This is a genomic window from Chromobacterium vaccinii (assembly GCF_001855275.1).
In the GTDB taxonomy this organism is placed as follows: domain Bacteria; phylum Pseudomonadota; class Gammaproteobacteria; order Burkholderiales; family Chromobacteriaceae; genus Chromobacterium; species Chromobacterium vaccinii.
The window spans coordinates 4,355,716-4,372,946 of record NZ_CP017707.1 but is presented as its reverse complement, the minus strand read 5'-3'; the positions used below and the strand labels follow the sequence as shown (position 1 = coordinate 4,372,946).

13 protein-coding genes are annotated in these 17,231 nt (G+C 65.1%); 7 read left to right on the top strand and 6 right to left on the bottom strand.

Annotated features, from left to right (window positions below; genetic code table 11):
• Positions 1 to 10: 10 nt before the first annotated feature.
• Positions 11 to 1,399 (top strand): aminotransferase-like domain-containing protein, encoded by a 1,389-nt coding sequence (locus tag BKX93_RS20270; protein ID WP_046168720.1) that lies wholly within the window; start codon positions 11 to 13, stop codon positions 1,397 to 1,399.
• A 31-nt stretch (positions 1,400 to 1,430) separates the two neighbouring features.
• On the opposite strand, the gene BKX93_RS20265 is transcribed toward BKX93_RS20270, so the two are convergent.
• A complete protein-coding gene (locus BKX93_RS20265) occupies positions 1,431 to 2,771 on the bottom strand; it encodes a glutamine synthetase family protein (protein WP_046157234.1) in 1,341 nt (446 codons plus the stop codon).
• A 358-nt stretch (positions 2,772 to 3,129) separates the two neighbouring features.
• Between BKX93_RS20265 and BKX93_RS20260 the strand changes: the two genes are divergently transcribed.
• Together BKX93_RS20260 and BKX93_RS20255 are read left to right on the top strand one after the other, a co-directional pair.
• Positions 3,130 to 6,423 carry a DUF748 domain-containing protein gene (locus BKX93_RS20260; RefSeq protein WP_070981085.1) on the top strand — a complete coding sequence of 1,098 codons (3,294 nt, stop codon included), beginning with the start codon at positions 3,130 to 3,132 and terminating at the stop codon, positions 6,421 to 6,423.
• Positions 6,424 to 6,588: 165 nt separating this feature from the next.
• Positions 6,589 to 9,444, top strand: a complete 2,856-nt coding sequence (locus tag BKX93_RS20255; RefSeq protein ID WP_070981083.1) for an adenosylcobalamin-dependent ribonucleoside-diphosphate reductase — start codon at positions 6,589 to 6,591, stop codon at positions 9,442 to 9,444.
• A gap of 316 nt (positions 9,445 to 9,760) precedes the next feature.
• On the opposite strand, the gene BKX93_RS20250 is transcribed toward BKX93_RS20255, so the two are convergent.
• Positions 9,761 to 10,135, bottom strand: a complete 375-nt coding sequence (locus BKX93_RS20250) for a VOC family protein (RefSeq protein ID WP_070981082.1) — start codon at positions 10,133 to 10,135, stop codon at positions 9,761 to 9,763.
• A gap of 451 nt (positions 10,136 to 10,586) precedes the next feature.
• Between BKX93_RS20250 and BKX93_RS20245 the strand changes: the two genes are divergently transcribed.
• Positions 10,587 to 11,462: a hypothetical protein gene (locus BKX93_RS20245; RefSeq protein WP_070981080.1), complete on the top strand. Its 876-nt coding sequence runs from the start codon at positions 10,587 to 10,589 to the stop codon at positions 11,460 to 11,462.
• Positions 11,463 to 11,670: 208 nt separating this feature from the next.
• Here BKX93_RS20245 and BKX93_RS24900 read toward each other — a convergent pair whose 3' ends face one another.
• On the bottom strand, positions 11,671 to 11,931 hold the full coding sequence (locus BKX93_RS24900; protein ID WP_144408927.1) for a hypothetical protein: 261 nt from the start codon (positions 11,929 to 11,931) through the stop codon (positions 11,671 to 11,673).
• A gap of 89 nt (positions 11,932 to 12,020) precedes the next feature.
• Between BKX93_RS24900 and BKX93_RS20240 the strand changes: the two genes are divergently transcribed.
• Complete coding sequence (locus BKX93_RS20240; protein ID WP_052717704.1) at positions 12,021 to 12,461, top strand: hypothetical protein; 441 nt, start codon at positions 12,021 to 12,023, stop codon at positions 12,459 to 12,461.
• A 73-nt stretch (positions 12,462 to 12,534) separates the two neighbouring features.
• On the opposite strand, the gene BKX93_RS20235 is transcribed toward BKX93_RS20240, so the two are convergent.
• Positions 12,535 to 13,095 carry a murein L,D-transpeptidase catalytic domain-containing protein gene (locus BKX93_RS20235; RefSeq protein ID WP_052717705.1) on the bottom strand — a complete coding sequence of 187 codons (561 nt, stop codon included), beginning with the start codon at positions 13,093 to 13,095 and terminating at the stop codon, positions 12,535 to 12,537.
• A gap of 255 nt (positions 13,096 to 13,350) precedes the next feature.
• Between BKX93_RS20235 and BKX93_RS20230 the strand changes: the two genes are divergently transcribed.
• Together BKX93_RS20230 and BKX93_RS20225 are read left to right on the top strand one after the other, a co-directional pair.
• Positions 13,351 to 14,475: an MBL fold metallo-hydrolase gene (locus BKX93_RS20230; protein WP_046168786.1), complete on the top strand. Its 1,125-nt coding sequence runs from the start codon at positions 13,351 to 13,353 to the stop codon at positions 14,473 to 14,475.
• Between the two features lie 229 nt (positions 14,476 to 14,704).
• Positions 14,705 to 16,057 (top strand): chitinase, encoded by a 1,353-nt coding sequence (locus tag BKX93_RS20225; RefSeq protein ID WP_070981079.1) that lies wholly within the window; start codon positions 14,705 to 14,707, stop codon positions 16,055 to 16,057.
• A 61-nt stretch (positions 16,058 to 16,118) separates the two neighbouring features.
• Here BKX93_RS20225 and BKX93_RS20220 read toward each other — a convergent pair whose 3' ends face one another.
• Both BKX93_RS20220 and BKX93_RS20215 read right to left on the bottom strand, forming a co-directional pair.
• Positions 16,119 to 16,562 (bottom strand): SRPBCC family protein, encoded by a 444-nt coding sequence (locus BKX93_RS20220; protein ID WP_046157240.1) that lies wholly within the window; start codon positions 16,560 to 16,562, stop codon positions 16,119 to 16,121.
• Positions 16,563 to 16,617: 55 nt separating this feature from the next.
• Positions 16,618 to 17,190: a GNAT family N-acetyltransferase gene (locus BKX93_RS20215; protein WP_083340614.1), complete on the bottom strand. Its 573-nt coding sequence runs from the start codon at positions 17,188 to 17,190 to the stop codon at positions 16,618 to 16,620.
• Positions 17,191 to 17,231: the final 41 nt, after the last annotated feature.

The window sequence follows — 17,231 nt, the reverse complement described above, 5'->3', positions numbered from 1 at the left end:
AAAACAATATATGAACAAAACCGGCCAATTAAGCCAACGCTTCCGCCATGCGATAGAACAGGGCCATCTGCGCGCCGGCGACCGAATGCCCTCGCTGCGCAAGGTATGCCAGGACCACAAGATCAGCATCACCACCGCGCAGCGCGCCTACGCCGAGCTGGAAAAACTGGGGCTGATCGAGTCGCTGCCGCGCTCCGGCTTCCGCGTGCTGGCGCGCAGTAGCGCATTGCCCAGCAATCTGCCGCTGAACAGCGACGGCAGCGGCATCCGCATCGAGCACCTGACCAGCGCGCTGCCCATGCCCTGGGGCTGCCCCTACATGAACCCGGCGCTGATCAACACCACGCCGCTGAACCGCGCCCTCACCCGCGCGCTGCGCGACTACCGCTACGCGCTGTCCGGCAACGCCAGCACCGGCTACGAAGGCCTGCGCCGCGAACTGACGCTGCGCTACCTGGCCCAGGGCGTGGAGCTGGACGGCGACGAGCTGCTGGTCACCTGCGGCGGCATGGAAGCGCTGAGCCTGGCGATACGCGCGGTGACCAAGCTGTCCGGCAGCCAGGCGATGCTGGTGCTGACCCCGGCCTTCCCGGCGCTGTTCGACCAGCTGGACCAGCTGGGCATCACCGTGCACACCCTGGCCACGCCCCCCGGCCAGCCGCTGGACCAGGAAAGGCTGGAGCAGCTGATCCTCCAGCATCAGCCGGCCGGCATCCTGGCGATGGCCAACTTCCAGCATCCCACCGGCCTGACGATGAGCGACAACGACAAGGCCGCGCTGCTGGCGCTGGCCGACCGCCACCGCCTGCCCATCATCGAGGACGACACCTACCGCGAGCTGTATTTCGGCGAAAGCGCGCCCTTGCCGCTGAAGGCCTACGACCAGAAAGGCAGCGTGCTGTACTGTTCTTCGTTCAGCAAATCGCTGGCGCCCGGCTACCGCGTCGGCTGGATCGCCGCCGGCCGCTACCGCGACAGCATCCTGGGCCTGAAGCTGTGCAGCTCGCTGTCCACGCCGCTGCCCAGCCAGATGGCGCTGGCCCGGCTGCTGTCCGGCGGCCAGCACGAGGACATGCTCAGCCTGCTGCGCAGCCGGCTGCAGGCCAACTGGCTGGCGCTGAGCCAGCAGCTGTCGGTCCAGCTGCCGGCCGGCACCCGCCAGATCACGCCCCAGGGCGGCTACTTCCTGTGGCTGGAATTGCCGGAAGGAAGCGACTGCCGCGCCCGCCTGCCGGCCGCGATGCAACAGGGCATCCACTTCGCGCCGGCGCCGCTGTTCTTCCGCGACAGCCAGCCGCGGCTGAATGCGATGCGGCTCAACTTCAGCTTCTACGATCCGCTGCAGCAGCACAACGGCGTGGCGATGCTGGCCTCGGTTCTGGCCGGCGAGGACGCCTGATTCCGGGGCGGGCCCGCGCCCGCCCCTCGCCTCACACGTGCAGCAACAGGAAGCGGCGCTCCCACGGGCTGATCACGTCAAAATACTCGCGGTACTCCGCCTCCTTGATCGCCGCGTAGGTTTCCACGAAGTGTCCGCCGAACAGCTCGGCCAGCGGCTGGCAGCGCAGCAGCATGTCGATGGCGTCGTCCAGATGGCGCGGCAGCTGGTGCGGCTGCTCGTAGGCGCTGCCGGACAGCGGCTCGGACGGATCGATCCTGTCGCGCATGCCCAGGTAGCCGCAGGCCAGGCTGGCAGCCATCGCCAGGTAGGGATTGACGTCCACCCCGGCCAGCCGGTTCTCCACCCGCCTCGCCTCCGGATCGGAGTGCGGCACCCTCAGGCCGCAGGTGCGGTTGTCGTAGCCCCAGCTGAGATTGATCGGCGCCGAGGTGTAGCGGCTGAGGCGGCGGTAGGAATTGACGTAGGGCGCGAAGAACGGCATCGCCGCCGGCAGGTAGCGCTGCAGGCCGCCGATGAAATGCAGGAAGGCCGGAGACGGCTGGCCGTCGGCCAGACTGAAGATATTGCGCCCGCTGGCGATGTCCACCACGCTCTGGTGCATGTGCATCGCGCTGCCGGGCTGGCCCTGCATCGGCTTGGCCATGAAGGTGGCGTACATATTGTTGCGGATCGCCACCTCGCGCACGGTGCGCTTGAACAGGAACACCTGATCGGCCAGCTGCAGCGGATCGCCGTGATCCAGGTTGATCTCCATCTGCGCCGTGCCCATTTCATGGATCAGCGTGTCCAGCGCCAGGCCCTGCGCCTCGCACCAGTCGTACATCACGTCGAAGATGTCGTCGTATTCGTTGACCGCGTCGATGGAAAAGCTTTGCATCCCCGCCTCGGTGCGGCGGGTGCGTCCCACCGGCGGCCGCAGCGGCAGGTCCTCGTCAGGCTGGATTTCCACCAGGTAGAACTCCATCTCCGGCGCGATCACCGGCTTCCAGCCCTGGTCCTCGTACAGCTTCAGGATGCGTTTGAGCACATTGCGCGGCGCCAGATCCACCGCCTCGCCGCCGAAGCTGTAGCAATCGTGGATGATCTGCGCGGTGGGCTCCTTGTTCCAGGGCACCGGGCGCAGCGTGCTGAGGTCTGGCAGCAGCTTCATGTCGGGGTCGGCGACGGAGGTGAAGTCGCGATCGGGGTAGTCGCCGGTCACGGTCATCGACAGCACCGCTTCCGGCAGGCGCAAGCCCACGGCCGGGTCGTATTTGTGGCGCGGCACGATCTTGCCGCGGGCGAGGCCGGTCATGTCCGGAATCAGACACTCCACCTCGGTGATATGATGTTCGTCGAGCCATTGATTGATCAGATGGGCACTATCCATAAATCCTCTGTCAGCTGTGTTTGCCCGAGCTTCCCAGCCTCCGGGCATGATGGGTCAGGGTGTGGCGGCGCGCGGCCTGCAATAGAAACAGGCTGCGGTCCGCTAGCAGCGGCCTCTCGGCCGCGGTGCGAGGGAAATTGCCTGGCCGGCTTGACCGGTGGTTTTGCTGCAAGATCATCGTCCTTTCGTGATAAAGATTTGGCAAAATCGCGTTCAATATTTTCAACGCTTCGTCCATCCTAGCCAGCGTTCTCCCCCGCCGGCAACGGGCTGCGGACCCGCGTCGTCATTTTTAGTCAACAATAGGACAAACAACGCAACAGGACGGCAGCGTCAAAGTGCATTAGAATTAAGCGATATGGATACCCACGTTCAGGCAGACGCCGCCCCCCTCGCTCCTCCTCCCCGCCGACCCCGCCGCTGGCTGCGCTGGCTCGCCGCCGCCTGCGCGCTGGTGCTGGCCTTCTGGGCCTTTCTCGGCCTGATTGCGCCTCATTTGCTGCAAAAAGCCGCCGCCGACTGGGCGCGCAAACATGGCCGCCAGCTGGCCATCGCCGAAGTCCGCATCGTGCCGTGGAGCATGGAGCTGACGCTGGACGGCGTGGCGCTGCGCGAGGGCGACGGCAAACCCTTGTTCCAAGCCCGCCGCATTTACCTGAACGCCGCCCTGTACGCAGTGCTGATGGGCCGCTGGCAAGCCAGCGAATTCCTGCTGGACAGCCCTGAGCTATGGCTGGAGCGCGACCAGGACGGCATGTGGAACTGGGCCCGCTTCGTCGCCGACGTTTCCGGCCCGCCCAAGCTGGAAGACGGCACCGCGCCGGAAAAGTTGCCGCGCCTCAAACTGGACGCGATCAATCTGCGCAACGGCCAGATCCGCATCAGCGACCACCTGGCCGGCCCGCATGGCAACTTCCGCCTGATGCCGATCAATCTCAGCCTGAACGACCTGACCACGCTGGAAGAAAACGGCCGCTACACGCTGCACGCCGAGATGGAAGGCGGCGGCCGCTTCGACTGGCAGGGCAGCATGCGGCTGCAGCCGCTGCAATCCAGCGGCGAGGCCCGGATGCAGGGCCTGCCGCTGGCATCGGTCTGGGACTATGTCCGCCCCCACTTCGCCACGGCCAAGCCTGAAGGCGAGCTGTCGGTCAATGCCCGCTACCAGTTCGACATGAGCGGTGCCTCGCCCGATCTGACTATCTCCTCGCTGAGCGCCAACCTGAAAGGCCTGAAGCTGCGCGCGCCCGCCGGCGACGGCATGCTGGATCTGCCCGAGCTGCGCGTGGACGGCGGCGCGCTGGATTTGTCTCGCTCGCTGCTGACCGTGGCCAAGGTGGAACTGAACCACGGCCGGCTAGCCGCCAGCCGCGACGCGGCCGGCCAACTGGACTGGCTGCGCGCGCTGCCGCCGGCCAAACCGGAAGACAAAACGGCCAAGCCCGCCAAACCTTCGCCGTGGATCGTCAAAATAGACAATCTGCGCTTCAACGACTGGCACGCCGCCTGGCGCGACCAGACCTTTGTCCGGCCCATGCTGCTGGAAACCGCGGTGCCGCGGCTGCAAGGCAAGCTGTCGCTGGATCCCGACCACGGCCTGAGGCTGGATGAAGCCGGACTATCCCTCGCCGATCTCAAGCTCGCCGCCGCCGGCGGCATGCCCTGGCTCAGCCTGGACAAGGCCGAGCTGGAGCCGACGCTGATCGACCTGAAGCGGCGCAACATCCAGCCCGGCGGCATCTCGCTGGACGGCCTGCAAGTCTCCTTGCAACGGGAACGCAACGGCCAGCTGCAACTGCAGCAGCTGCTGGCCCAGCGCCCGCGTCCCGCCGCGCCGCGCGCGCCCGGAGACGCAGGTCCGGGCTGGAAGCTGGCCTATCCGGCGGTGGCGCTGGAAAACGGCGCGGTCGGCTGGCGCGATCTCAGCCTGGGCAAACCTCTGGAATACAGCCTGAAGCAGCTGGGCGGCACGCTGGAGCTGAAGAGCGGCGACCAGCTGGCGCTGGACCTCTCCGGCCGCGCCGGCGCCGGCAAGCTCGCCGCCAAGCTGGACATCGACGCCGCCTCGCCTTCCGCCCGCGGCTCGATACGGTTGGACGCGCTGCCGGTCGCACCGCTGGCGCCGTACGCGCTGGCCGGCACCCCGCTGAAGCTGTCCGGCGGCGCGCTCAGCGCCGACCTCAAGCTCAATGCCGCTTCCGCCAGCCGCTGGAGCCTGGGCGGCCAGCTGAAAGTGGCGAAGATGGCATTGCAGGAACCCGGCGAGCCGCTGCCGCTGCTGGGCTGGAACACGCTCTCGCTCAGCCAATTGCAGGCGCAAGGCATGCCGCTGAAGGTTTCCATCAACGACGTGCGCCTGGACCAGCCCCGCGCCCGCCTGATCCTGGACCCTCAGCGCAGCCTGAACTGGCAGAAGATCTTCGCCAAGCGGCCGGCCAAGCCGTCCAGCGGCAAAAGCGGGCCGCTGCCGCAAGTGGACGTGCACAGCATCCACGTGCAGAACGGCGCGGTGGAATTCGCCGACCACGGCATGACGCCCGACTTCGCCACCCGCATGCATCACCTGCGCGGCAGCATCCAGAACCTGTCCACCCGCGCCGGCGGCCGCGGCCGCATCACGCTGGACGGCGCGGTGGACCAGTACGGCGAGGTCAAGGTGCGCGGCGCGCTGTCGCCGATGTCGCCCACCGACAGCACCGACATCCTGCTGGACTTCCACAATCTGGCGCTGAACAACCTGAATCCGTACTCGATGAACTTCGCCGGCTGGCAGGTGAAGGACGGCAAGCTGTCGCTGGAGCTGCGCTACCTGCTGGACCATCGCCAGCTGAAGGGCGAAAACCGCATCGTGATCGACTCCATCCAGCTGGGCGACGAGCTGAAGGGCGACAAGTCGCCTCACCTGCCGCTGAAGCTGGCGGTGGCGCTGCTGGAAGACAGCGACGGCCGCATCGACCTGGACCTGCCGGTGGCCGGCAGCCTGGACGATCCGCAATTCAGCTACGGCCAGCTGGTATGGAAAGCCATCGTCAACGTGGTCACCAAGGTGGTCACCGCGCCGTTCCGCGCGCTGGGCGCGCTGCTGGGCGGCGACGGCTTCGACGACATCCGCTTCGTCGCCGGCGAAGCCCACGTCAGCCCGCCCGAGCGCGAGAAACTGGACAAGGTGGCGGCGCTGATGGCCAAGCGGCCGAAAATGCAGCTGGCCATCGCCGGCGGCTACGCCGACGAGGACGCCAAGCAGCTAGCGCGCGCGCGCGTCGACGCCGCGGTGCTGGCCGCCGCCGGCCACCCGCCGATGGACGACGAACCGCTGACCACGCTGGACCTGAAAGACGCGCAGACCCAATCGGCGATCAAGTCGGTCTATGGCCAGCGCATCGGCCGGCTGAAGCTGCTGGGCCACACGCTGAAGCCGGGCGGCCCGTCCGGCGAAGCGCTGGCCAAGCTGCTGCGCGACGAAATGCTGGCGGCGGAGAAGGTCGGCGCGGCCGACCTGGTCAAACTGGCCAAGTTGCGCGGCGACAACGCCCGCAAGGTGATGCTGCGGCATCAGCCGGAACTGGCGGACCGCATCGCGCTGGATGAGCCGAAGAAGACCTCGGCCAACCGCGACGGCGTGGAGCTAGCAGTGAAAATCAGCGCGAAATAACCCGCCGGCGCCGTGTCCGGAGTACAATCGGAAACGGCGCCGGAACACAACAGCTTGCGTTTCACCCCATAACGGCGTAACAACATATAGTGTGCTACGCCGTTTTTCATGCGCAGCCGGCCATGCCATCGTCGTTGAACACCGTTTCAGAAGGATGAGCGTTCCATGCAGCAGGAAAACATCGCCGCCATGGCGGAACAAGACATCTCCCGCGAGGTGTTGCTGGAGAAATACGCCAAGAACGGCGAACAAAGCGTCAGCGAAGTCCGCCACCGCGTCGCGCGCGCGCTGGCCGAGCGGGAACAGGACCCGGCGCGTTTCGAGCCGCTGTTCTTCGAGGCGCTCGATCACGGATTCATCCCCGGCGGCCGCATCAACTCCGCCGCCGGCACCGACCTCAGGGCCACCCTGATCAACTGCTTCGTCCAGCCGGTGGGCGACTCGGTCTCCGAAACCGAGAACGGCAAGGTCGGCATCTACCAGGCATTGCTGCAGGCGGCGGAAACCATGCGCCGCGGCGGCGGCGTCGGCTACAACTTCTCCCGCATCCGCCCGCGCGGCGCCCGGGTCAAGGGCACCAACAGCCGCGCTTCCGGCCCCGTCTCCTACATGCGCGTGTTCGACCGCAGCTGCGAGACAGTGGAGTCAGCCGGCGCGCGCCGCGGCGCGCAGATGGGCGTGCTGGACGTCAGTCATCCGGACGTGGAGGACTTCATCCACGCCAAGGACCAGGGCGATCTGCGGAACTTCAACATCTCGGTCGGCGTGTCCGACGACTTCATGCGCGCGGTGGAGGCCGACGCGGACTGGCAGCTCACCCACGCGGTGGAGCCGATGTCCGACGCCTTCCCCGACAGCTTCCGCCGCGAAGACGGCCTGTGGGTGTACCGCACCGTGCGCGCCCGCGAGCTGTGGCGGCAGATCATGGAGTCCACTTACGACCACGCCGAGCCCGGCGTGCTGTTCATGACCCGCATCAACCAGGACAACAACCTGTCCTACTGCGAGGTGATCGAGTCCACCAACCCCTGCGGCGAGCAGCCGCTGCCCGACTACGGCTGCTGCGACCTGGGCTCGGTCAACCTGACCCGCCACGTGCGCGCGCCGTTCGGCGACAAGGCCCACTTCGACTTCAAATCGTTCGAGAAAGTGGTGCGCACATCGATCCGGATGCTGGACAATGTGCTGGACCTGACCGTGTGGCCCTTGCCTGAGCAGGAGCGCGAAGCGATGAACAAGCGCCGCGTCGGCCTCGGCTTCACCGGCCTGGGCGACGCGCTGATCATGCTGAAGATACGCTACGACAGCGAGGAAGGCCGCCGCTTCGCCGCCCGCATCTCGGAGAGCATGCGCGACGCCGCCTACGACGCCTCGGTGGACCTCGCCGTAGAGAAAGGCGCCTTCCCGCTGTTCGACGCCGAGAAATACCTGGCCGCGCCGCACTGCGCCAGCCGGCTGCCAGCCAAGATCCAGGCCCGGATACGCAAGCACGGCATCCGCAACTCCCACCTCTTGTCCATCGCCCCCACCGGCACCATCTCGCTGGCCTTCGCCGACAACGCGTCCAACGGCATCGAGCCGCCGTTCTCGTGGTTCTACACCCGCAAGAAGCGGATGGCGGACAACTCGCAGCAGGAATACCTGGTGGAAGACCACGCCTACCGCGTGTGGCGGATGCAGGGCGGCGACACCGCCAAGCTGCCAGACTACTTCGTCTCCGCGCTGGAAATGAGCGCGCTGGACCACATGCGGATGGTGGCCGCCGTCGCGCCCTATGTCGACACCGCCATCTCCAAGACCGTCAACGTGCCGGCCGACTACCCGTTCGAGGACTTCGAAAGCCTGTATCTGGAAGCCTGGCGAGCGGGCCTCAAAGGCATCACCACCTACCGTCCCAACAATGTGCTGGGTTCGGTATTGTCGGTGGAGCCGGCCCAGAGCGCCGCCGCCGCGCCGGAAGACCTGTCCGGCGCCGCCAGCGACCCGGACCGCCGCGTGACGCTGAACACCGCCCCGACCCCGGCCTTGTCCAGCCTGAAGTGGCCGAACCGCCCCAAGCTGAAGGAAGGCAACCCGTCGTGGACCTTCATGGTGGAAGGCGACGCCGGCGATTTCGCCGTGGTGGTCGGCCACATGGAAAACGGCCGCGCCCAGCCCTTCGAGTGCTGGGTCAACGCGACGGATGAGCAACGCGGCCTGTCCGCCATCGCCAAGACGCTGTCGATGGACATGCGCTGCCGCGACCGCGCCTGGCTGGCCGCCAAGCTGGACGCGCTATCGCGCGCCAACGGCGACAAGCGCTACCGCTTCACGCTGGGCGACAAGACCATACACGCCACCTCGGCCGCAGCCGCGCTGGGCCAGGTGGTGCTCCACCGCGTCGAGCAACTGGGCGCGCTGCGGCTGGAGGAAGGCGAAGCCACGCCGGTGATGGACGCGCTGTTCGCCCGCAAGGAGCCCAAATCCGGCAGCGACGGCACCATGAGCTGGTCGGTGGACGTGGTCAACCCCCAAACCGGCGACGACTTCGTGCTGTTCGTCAAGGAGCTGGTGCTGCCCAACGGCCAGCGCCGCCCATACTCGGTGTGGCTGGCCGGCGCCTACCCGCGCGAACTGGACGGGCTGTGCAAGATGCTCTCCCTCGACATGCGGGTGATAGACCCGGCCTGGATCGGCCTGAAGCTGCGCAAGCTGCTGAACTACGCGGAGCCGCAAGGCGACTTCTTCGCCCGCATCCCGGGCATGGAGAAATCGCAAAGCTGGCCGTCCACCGTCGCCTATCTGGCGCGGCTGATCATCCACCGCTACGCGATGCTGGGCGTGCTGACCGAGGAAGGCGTGCCGGTGGAGGAAATGGGCGTGATGGCGCCGGAGCAAAGCGACCTGTTCGCTCAGGAAGCCCCGGCCATGCTCAAGCCGCTGGCCGGCAAAGCCTGCCCCGAATGCGGCAACCACGCGCTGATCAAGAAGGACGGCTGCGAGTTCTGCACCGCCTGCGGGCATGTGGGGGCTTGCGGCTGAGCCCAGCAAGCCAGAACCTGCAGCTTCCGGTTGCGAGCAGCATAAGCTGCGACTAAAGATTTTCCGCTTTCGCTGTAGCATTATAACAATGCCCTACGATCTTTTGATCGTGGGGCATTTTCTTACTGGCGATGGGCTTTTCTCATGAGCAAGCTCGACAATTCATAAGATCAGCCGAGCTGGCTGCTAGTGTTTCTACTAGCGCTGGCGAAGAAGCTGGGTGCCAAGCTTCCTCTACGGATGGTTGAGTTCGAGCATTGCAATTCAATGCCTGAATTAAGCCGGAGCACGAAGCGGCTCCGGCTTGAATGGATCATTAGGCCTCGGCCTCATGACACACAGCTTCTATGTTATGCCCGTCTGGGCCGATAACGAAGGCAGCGTAGTAATTTTCATGGTACTGGGCGCGCAAGCCGGGCGCGCCATTATCCATGGCGCCGGCCGCGAGGGCCGCGCGATAGAAGGCTTCTACTTGCTGGCGATTATCAGCGGTAAACGCCAAGTGGAGATGCGCCGGGCTCTCCTCGGGTTCTCGACGAATACACAACGATGAAAGGCTATCAGGGCGGCAAAGCTCGACGCCGAGCGGCCCATCATGCGCCACGGTGACGCCCAGCGGTTCGAGCGCCTGGATGAAAAACGACCTGCTCGCCGCAAAATCACGTACTCCAATTACGACATGGTCAAACATGTAGTCTCCTGAACTGGCAGGCCCTGACATAGGCCCGACAGGGTTTATGCGAACACGCAGGTCCGTATATCAATTGATATTGCTGACGTCCAATATTGGACCCAAGCGCCGCGCCCCAAAAACCATCATCATAAACCTGTCCGCATGATACCCCTCAATCCACCAGTTGCCATGTTGACGTCCTCCGTTCCCCGCAGCCTACGATTTTTACCCATAAGCAGCGACACTCATGGGGTAAAGTCGCTGCAATCATCCCAAGCTGCTCGATCAGCTTTCGATAGCCTGTCGGCGCCGCCGTTAGACTCCAAGGATCCCGTGATGCGGCCCGACTGCCCAAAGCCATGATGTCATTTTTCATCTCAAAACAAGATACCAATATCTTGATTTATTTGAGTGAAAGCCTTATAGCTGGCATATCCGTCCGTGATCACACCCTAACCTTGGACCTTCCATGAAAACAGCAACATCCATCCGTCTGACCCTGCTCCTGGCCTCCATCGCGTTGCCCAGTCAGGCTCTGCGCGCGGAAACCTTCAACTTGAACCTGGGCTCTATCATCAAGGACGGCATCCATAAAGCGCTGCAGGGCGACAACGCCAACACCGGCGCCCCTGCCGCCGGCTATCCCGCCCCCGGCAAATACGACGGCTCCGACGCCGAGTTCGAGCGCGCCATCACCATCCAGGCGGATGGCCGATTCGAGCTTGAAGCGCTGCAGAAAGGAAACGCCCTGCCGCGGCATGCCGGATCGGGAGCAGGCAAGCTGGCTTCAACGGATGGCAAGCAATGGACCTACCGCGAGGATCGTTGCTCGCTGACCCTCATCCCGCAGGCGTCCGCCTTGCGACTCAAGACCGAACGCTGCGCCGGCGTCTTCGGCGATGTGCCTTTCGATGGGCTGTATCAGGCGGGCGCCAAAAAGACCCAAGTCGCGGCCAAGGACAAGCGCCTGGCGGCGCAGCTCAATTGCCAGCGGCTGAACTTCGGAGAAAACGGCATCGCCTCCCTGTTGGGCAAAGCGACCCGCCAGCCGGAAAACACAGTATGGGACCAAGAGCTGTCCTTGCCTGACGGCTATGCCTTTGGCGGCCTGCCGATCCGCTCGGTCAAGCTCTCCGAAACCGATGGCGGCTTCCTGGCGCTGTTCGTGGACGGCGACGCAACGGCGATCCAGGCGGCGATCAAAAAGGCCCGGCTCAAGGGCGACTACAGCGTGGCGCTGTTGCGCACGGTGGGAGGCCCCACCGGCTACCCCTTCCCCGGCAAGCGAACCGGCCAGCCTTATGTGCATTGCCAAAGCAAGCAGGCGATGAGCGGGGAGTATTGAGCGCCGCCCTCCCCCATCCACGCCGGGGCGCTCCGCCATGCCGATGCGTCCCGGTCCCCATTCAGTCCGCCTTCCCCTCGCCCATTTAGACCCGTTAACAAAACTCCTGATCCTGCGCCGCGCCCCCTTGTCGTACGACTGGTACGGCCTGCGTCGGCAGGCCTTGGCTCAGTTTCTCCGCGAGGTTTTGTTAGCGGTTCTTAGGCGATTAACTTCCGCGCCGGCCTGCGCAACTCAAAAAACTGTCCTTAAGAACAGATGCAATCGCCAGTTCGGCTTCTATATTGACGGCTATTCCATCAGTATCAATCAAAACAATTACATAAAATAATTTTCTTTTTAATACCAATTCGGCATCGCGCTCCTGACCGACGCGCGTTTCGCCGCCTCTGCGTTTCCGGACCGCCGCTTGCGGTCCCGCCTCCATCTGATGGCCCTGCCATTCCCTCTCCATCGCATCGCTGCGCATCGAGCGCCATCGCCATGGTCCGCGCCAGAAGCGGGCTTGCCCAAACCATAACAACTTGATGTATCCGACACCTACTCAGGAGCAAAGTCATGAATACTCGTCGCATTTCCCGCTACGCGCTGCTCGCGTCAGCCGTCATGGCCGCCGGTCTTTTGACCACCGCGGCGCTGGCGGCCAGCCAACCCCCCTCCCGGGCCGTGAGTGCCGCCGCAACCGCGGCAGTCGCAACCGTCATCACCAAAACCTACAGCGTGATCGTCAACACCGATGGCACGCTGGCTGTCGGTCCGGCCGGCGCCAGTTCCAACAACTTCGGCGGCAATTACGGCTACTTCGAGGTGATTTTCCCGAGCGACGTCTCCAAGTGCGTGTATACCGCGACCCTGGGCGACCCCTCGCCGACCTTCCCCGCGCTGGGCTTCATCAGCGTGACCTTGCGCAGCGGCAATCCAAACGGCGTCTTCGTGCGGACGGCCGATACCACCGGGACGGCCAACGACCACGCCTTCCATCTGCACGTCCAATGCTGAACGCCGCGTTGTTGCCGCGGCTGAAGGCATAGCCCGCTGAAACGCCGGGCCGCTCGCGCGGTCCGGCGCCGCCTCAGCCCCCGCTGCGGATGCAGTTGATGTAGGAACCGCCCTGCAGCATGTTGATCAAGCCGACGCTGTATTGCGGCTCCACCGCCAGGCTGCCGTCGGAGCGCCACAAGACGCCATGCTCGGCCGCATACTGCGGGGAGACGTGGGCGGAGCCGTGCATCACCAGATTGCGCCGCCGCATATTGGAATTGCTTCGCTCCAGGCCGTCCAGCCACAGCGACAAGCCCTGGCTGCCGAAATAGGTTTCGGAGGCGCGGCACACGCCCAGGCAGGATAAATCGGAGTCCAGCTCATTGGAGAAAGCGCTAGCCCTCAGCAGGTTGGCGTGCGGATCCAGCCCGCGGCCATGCGCGACCAGAAAACGCTGCACGCTGGCCTCCAGCGTGTCGAACACGAACAGTCGGCTTTCCGTCGATGGCAAGCCATAATCGACCACCGCCCAGTACAGCAGGCTGGCGCGGGGATGCAGGCTTTTCTGCACCGCCACCATGTCCAGCACCGCCGAATCCGGCAGCCCCTCGCTCCGGCTCAATTGCAGCAAAATGTCTTCCAGCGTTCCCACATCTTATCCTTGCCTGCGGTTGGACCGCCCGCGTGTTGTCCCTGTCAAACAGAATGATCACTTGGCGAACAGTTAATCCTAGGCAGACCCGGATGGGGTGGCAAGGAAGCACGACGCCTTGAATCCGGACACTCAGCGCCCATCTTGTCAGGACCTGCCGCGGGAAAGCGGCACGCCGGAATCCCGGCCGGCTACCATCAATATGGACCGCCCGCCGGCCCCGTCCGCGTCGGCAACGAACAGGAAGGCATCTCGATGAAGTCTCTCGGCAAGAAAGCGTCCGGCCCCAGGCTGGAAAAAATGCAAGCGTCGCCGCTTTGGTCCGGCAGCGGTTTCCGCAACATCTACCCTATCGATCCCGCCTTGCGCGACCCGTCGGCAACCATGCCGTCCCTGCGCGACTTCCTGTGCGGCGGCGAGCGCCGGGCGCCCTCCGCGCCGCTTCCGGCCGACAACCCGCTGGATGCCTGGCGCAAGCCAGCCCAGTCCGGCCTGCGCGCCACCTGGCTCGGACATTCCACCGTGCTGATCGAAATCGACGGCCTGCGCCTGCTGACCGACCCGGTATGGGGCCCCCGCGCCTCCCCCACCCGGTTGGCCGGGCCCAAGCGCTTCCAGCCGGTGCCGATCAAGCTGAAGCAGCTGCCGCCGCTGGATCTGGTGCTGGTATCGCACGATCACTACGACCATCTCGATTACCCCACCATCCGCGAGCTGGCCAAGACCGACGTCCCCTTCGTCACCGCGCTGGGCGTGGGCGCCCACCTGGAAGCCTTCGGCGTGCGGCCGGAGCGGATCACCGAGCTGGACTGGTGGGAAAGCTATCGTCATCCCGAATCCGACCTGACCGTCACCGCCACGCCCTCGCAACACTTCTCCGGACGCGGCTTGAAAGACCGCAACGCCACGCTGTGGTCGTCGCTGTCCATCCGCAGCGACCGGCATTCCGTATTCTTCAGCGGCGACACCGGCCTGTCCGGACAATTCGCCGAAATCCGCGATCGGATGGGTCCTTTCGATCTGGTGATGCTGGAAGTGGGCGCCCATCATCCCGCCTGGGGCGACATCCACCTGGGGCCGGACAATGCGTTGAAAGCGCTGGACCTGCTGGGCGGCGGCGCCTTCCTGCCGGTGCATTGGGGCACCTTCAATCTGGCGATGCACGCCTGGGACGCGCCAGCCCAGTCCCTGCTGGCCAGCGGCGAAAAAGAGAATGTCCGGCTGATGATGCCGCGGCTGGGACAAGCGGTGGAGCCGGCTCACGCCGAGCGCCCCCATCCCTGGTGGCGCGAGGTGGACAGCGTGGCGGCCCCGCCCGCACCCATCGCGCCGGAAGCGGACGCGCCGCTGCCGAAATCGATGCCCTGGCCGTTGGACTGAAGCCGTTCAGGCCGCCACCTCGCGGCGGCCCGCCAGGCGCATTCATCCGCTGGCGGCATCCATTCCATGCCTTTGCGCAAAATCAAAAGCGAGCGACCATTTTCTATTGAGTTTTTACTCCATCTGGGTATATTTAGAAATTGCTGACAAATGTTGGCGTTTTTATAAACCATTTAATATGTCCAGCCATTCAAAGCATCAGAATGCTGCGCAGCCCGGGAGTCCGCTCATGATGAAAACGTTTGCCGCCTTCTCCGCTCTAGCCGCCGCCGCGGCCGGTATCGCCAGTCCAGCCGCCCAGGCCGGCGCCTTCGCGCCCTATGTGGACATGACCTTGTGGCCGACGCCCCAAATCGACAAGCTGGGCATCAATCAAGGCATCCAGCAATTCACCCTCGCCTTCGTCGTCGCCAAGGGCGGCTGCGCGCCCTCCTGGGGCGGCGTGCTGGCCATTCCGGGCAGCGGTTCCGATCAACAGCTGAGCGCCATCCGCAACGGCATCGATAATTTCCGCGGCAAGGGCGGCGAAGTGATGGTGTCCTTCGGCGGAGCCAATGGCACCCCGCTGCAGCAGGCCTGCACCACCAACGCCAGCCTGCAGGCCGCCTACCAGACCGTGCTGGATACCTACAACCTGTCCCGCATCGATTTCGACATCGAAGGCGGCGCGCAAACCGACACCGCCGCCAACAACCGCAACTTCGCGGTGGTGGCCGCGCTGCAAAAGAATTACAAGGCCAAAAGCAAGACGCTGCATGTATCGCTGACCCTGCCGGCCATGCCCTTCGGCCTGACCCAGGATGGCCAGCGCGTGCTCGCCTCCGCGCTCGCCAACGGCGTGGCGCTGGACACCGTCAACATCATGGCGATGGACTACGGCCAGTCCAATCCAAACATGGGCGCCGCCGCCAAACAGGCCGCCCAGGCGCTGTACGGACAGATCGACGCCGCTTACAAGGCCCACGGCCAGACTCTGACCGACGCCCAGCTGTGGCAAAAGGTAGGCGTCACGCCCATGGCGGGCCTGAACGACACCCAGCCGGAAACCTTCACCGTGGACAACGCCAAGGACCTGTACGGCATGGCCAACAGCAATCGCTTCGGACTGCTGTCGATGTGGTCGATCAGCCGCGACAAGTCTTGCCCCAATAACGGCCATTATGTCGACGCGCAATGCTCCGGCATCGTGCAGACGCCTTACGCCTTCACCAATGTGTTCAAAGGCTTCAAAGACCATTGGGGCAGCGGCGTCACCCAGGATCCGAATTACGGCGGCGGCGACAACGGCAGTGGCGGCGGTCCGGTGAACGGCCAGCCGTGGTCGTCGGGCCAGGTCTACAACACCGGCAATACCGTCACCTACTCCGGCGCCACCTGGAAAGCCCAGTGGTGGACCCAGGGCGACGTGCCCGGCCAGGCCTCGGTGTGGCAGCAACAGGGCGGCGGCCTGCAGCAATGGTCGGCTACCGCCGCCTATTCGGCCAAGGACTGCGCGCTGTACCAGGGCAAGAAGTACTGCGCCAAATGGTGGAGCCAGGGCAATCTGCCCACCGCCGGCGATCCGTGGGCGCTGTCCAACTGAGCGGACGCTCCCCGCAAAAGCCAAGCCGGGCATGCGCCCGGCTTTTTTTATTCCTCCCGATCTAGCCCGGTATCTCAGGCTCCACCAGCGCCGCCAGCTGCTTCAGCGACTGCTGCCAGCCCAGATAGCAGTTTTCCGGCGGGATCGCGTCCGGAATCCCATCCTGCACGATGACGAGATCGGTACCGCAGGACAGCGGGGCCAGCGTGATGGTGGTGGTCATTTCGCCGGGCAGGTTGGCATCGTCGAAACGGTCGGTGTAACGGATGCGCTCGCCCGGAACCAGCTCCAGGTAACGGCCGCCGAACGCATGTTTTTGGCCGCTGGAGAACACGATGAATTCCATCTTGTAGCTGCCGCCGACGCGGACATCGCGTTCCAGCACTCGGCAGACGAAGCCCTCGGGCGGCAGCCATTTGGCCAGGGCCAGCGGATCGATGAAGGCGCGGTAGACACGCGCCGGCGGCGCGCTCAGCACGCGGTGCAGACGTATCGTATTGGGCATGGCTGGCTCCTTGTCGGCGGGAAAGCTGGCTTAAGCAAGATAGCACAATGACATTTCACTGGCGCGCCAGATCGTACTCCATCTGCCAGTCGAATGGCTCCAGTTCGATCTGGGGGCCATGCAGCCAGCACGCCGGCGCGCAGCCGCAACGCTCATAGAACGACACCGTCTCGATGGCCGAATGCGAGGAGATGTACAGCCGGCGCGCGCCCATGGCCCTGCCGCCGGCAACGCAGGCGGCCATCAGCTCCCGCCCCAGCCCGCGGCCGCGCCAGCGGGCGTCCACCTGCAATTCCTTCAACTGCCGATATTCGCCATCCGGCCCCAGCGGCTCCGGCGAAATGGCGGCGAAACCGGCCAGGCTTTCGCCGTCCATCGCTGCCCACACCCGCCCGGCACCCGCCATCGCGGCCAGCTCGCGGCACAGCGCCCGCCGCTCGTCCGGCGACCAGTCGTCGATGAACGGTTCGGCCGCGATGCGCCTGTCGCCGGGGGCGCCGCGATACACCAGCGTCACCTCCTGCCAGCGCTGGAAATCGGCAAGCCAGCGCTCGTCGATATCGGCCGCGCTCAGGCGGCGGATGACCCAAGTGGAAGAAACGATGGTTGCGGAAGCGGACGGTTTCATGGCGGGCAGACAGGATCAGGACATTGCCATTATGCCAGCGA

Coding starts and splice junctions, on each gene's coding strand:
- BKX93_RS24900 (WP_144408927.1), bottom strand. CDS start 11,931: ATGCGCAGCGATGCGATGGAGAGGGAATGGCAGGGCCATCAGATGGAG.
- BKX93_RS20260 (WP_070981085.1), top strand. CDS start 3,130: ATGGATACCCACGTTCAGGCAGACGCCGCCCCCCTCGCTCCTCCTCCC.
- BKX93_RS20215 (WP_083340614.1), bottom strand. CDS start 17,190: ATGAAACCGTCCGCTTCCGCAACCATCGTTTCTTCCACTTGGGTCATC.
- BKX93_RS20240 (WP_052717704.1), top strand. CDS start 12,021: ATGAATACTCGTCGCATTTCCCGCTACGCGCTGCTCGCGTCAGCCGTC.
- BKX93_RS20270 (WP_046168720.1), top strand. CDS start 11: ATGAACAAAACCGGCCAATTAAGCCAACGCTTCCGCCATGCGATAGAA.
- BKX93_RS20245 (WP_070981080.1), top strand. CDS start 10,587: ATGAAAACAGCAACATCCATCCGTCTGACCCTGCTCCTGGCCTCCATC.
- BKX93_RS20265 (WP_046157234.1), bottom strand. CDS start 2,771: ATGGATAGTGCCCATCTGATCAATCAATGGCTCGACGAACATCATATC.
- BKX93_RS20225 (WP_070981079.1), top strand. CDS start 14,705: ATGATGAAAACGTTTGCCGCCTTCTCCGCTCTAGCCGCCGCCGCGGCC.
- BKX93_RS20230 (WP_046168786.1), top strand. CDS start 13,351: ATGAAGTCTCTCGGCAAGAAAGCGTCCGGCCCCAGGCTGGAAAAAATG.
- BKX93_RS20255 (WP_070981083.1), top strand. CDS start 6,589: ATGCAGCAGGAAAACATCGCCGCCATGGCGGAACAAGACATCTCCCGC.
- BKX93_RS20250 (WP_070981082.1), bottom strand. CDS start 10,135: ATGTTTGACCATGTCGTAATTGGAGTACGTGATTTTGCGGCGAGCAGG.
- BKX93_RS20220 (WP_046157240.1), bottom strand. CDS start 16,562: ATGCCCAATACGATACGTCTGCACCGCGTGCTGAGCGCGCCGCCGGCG.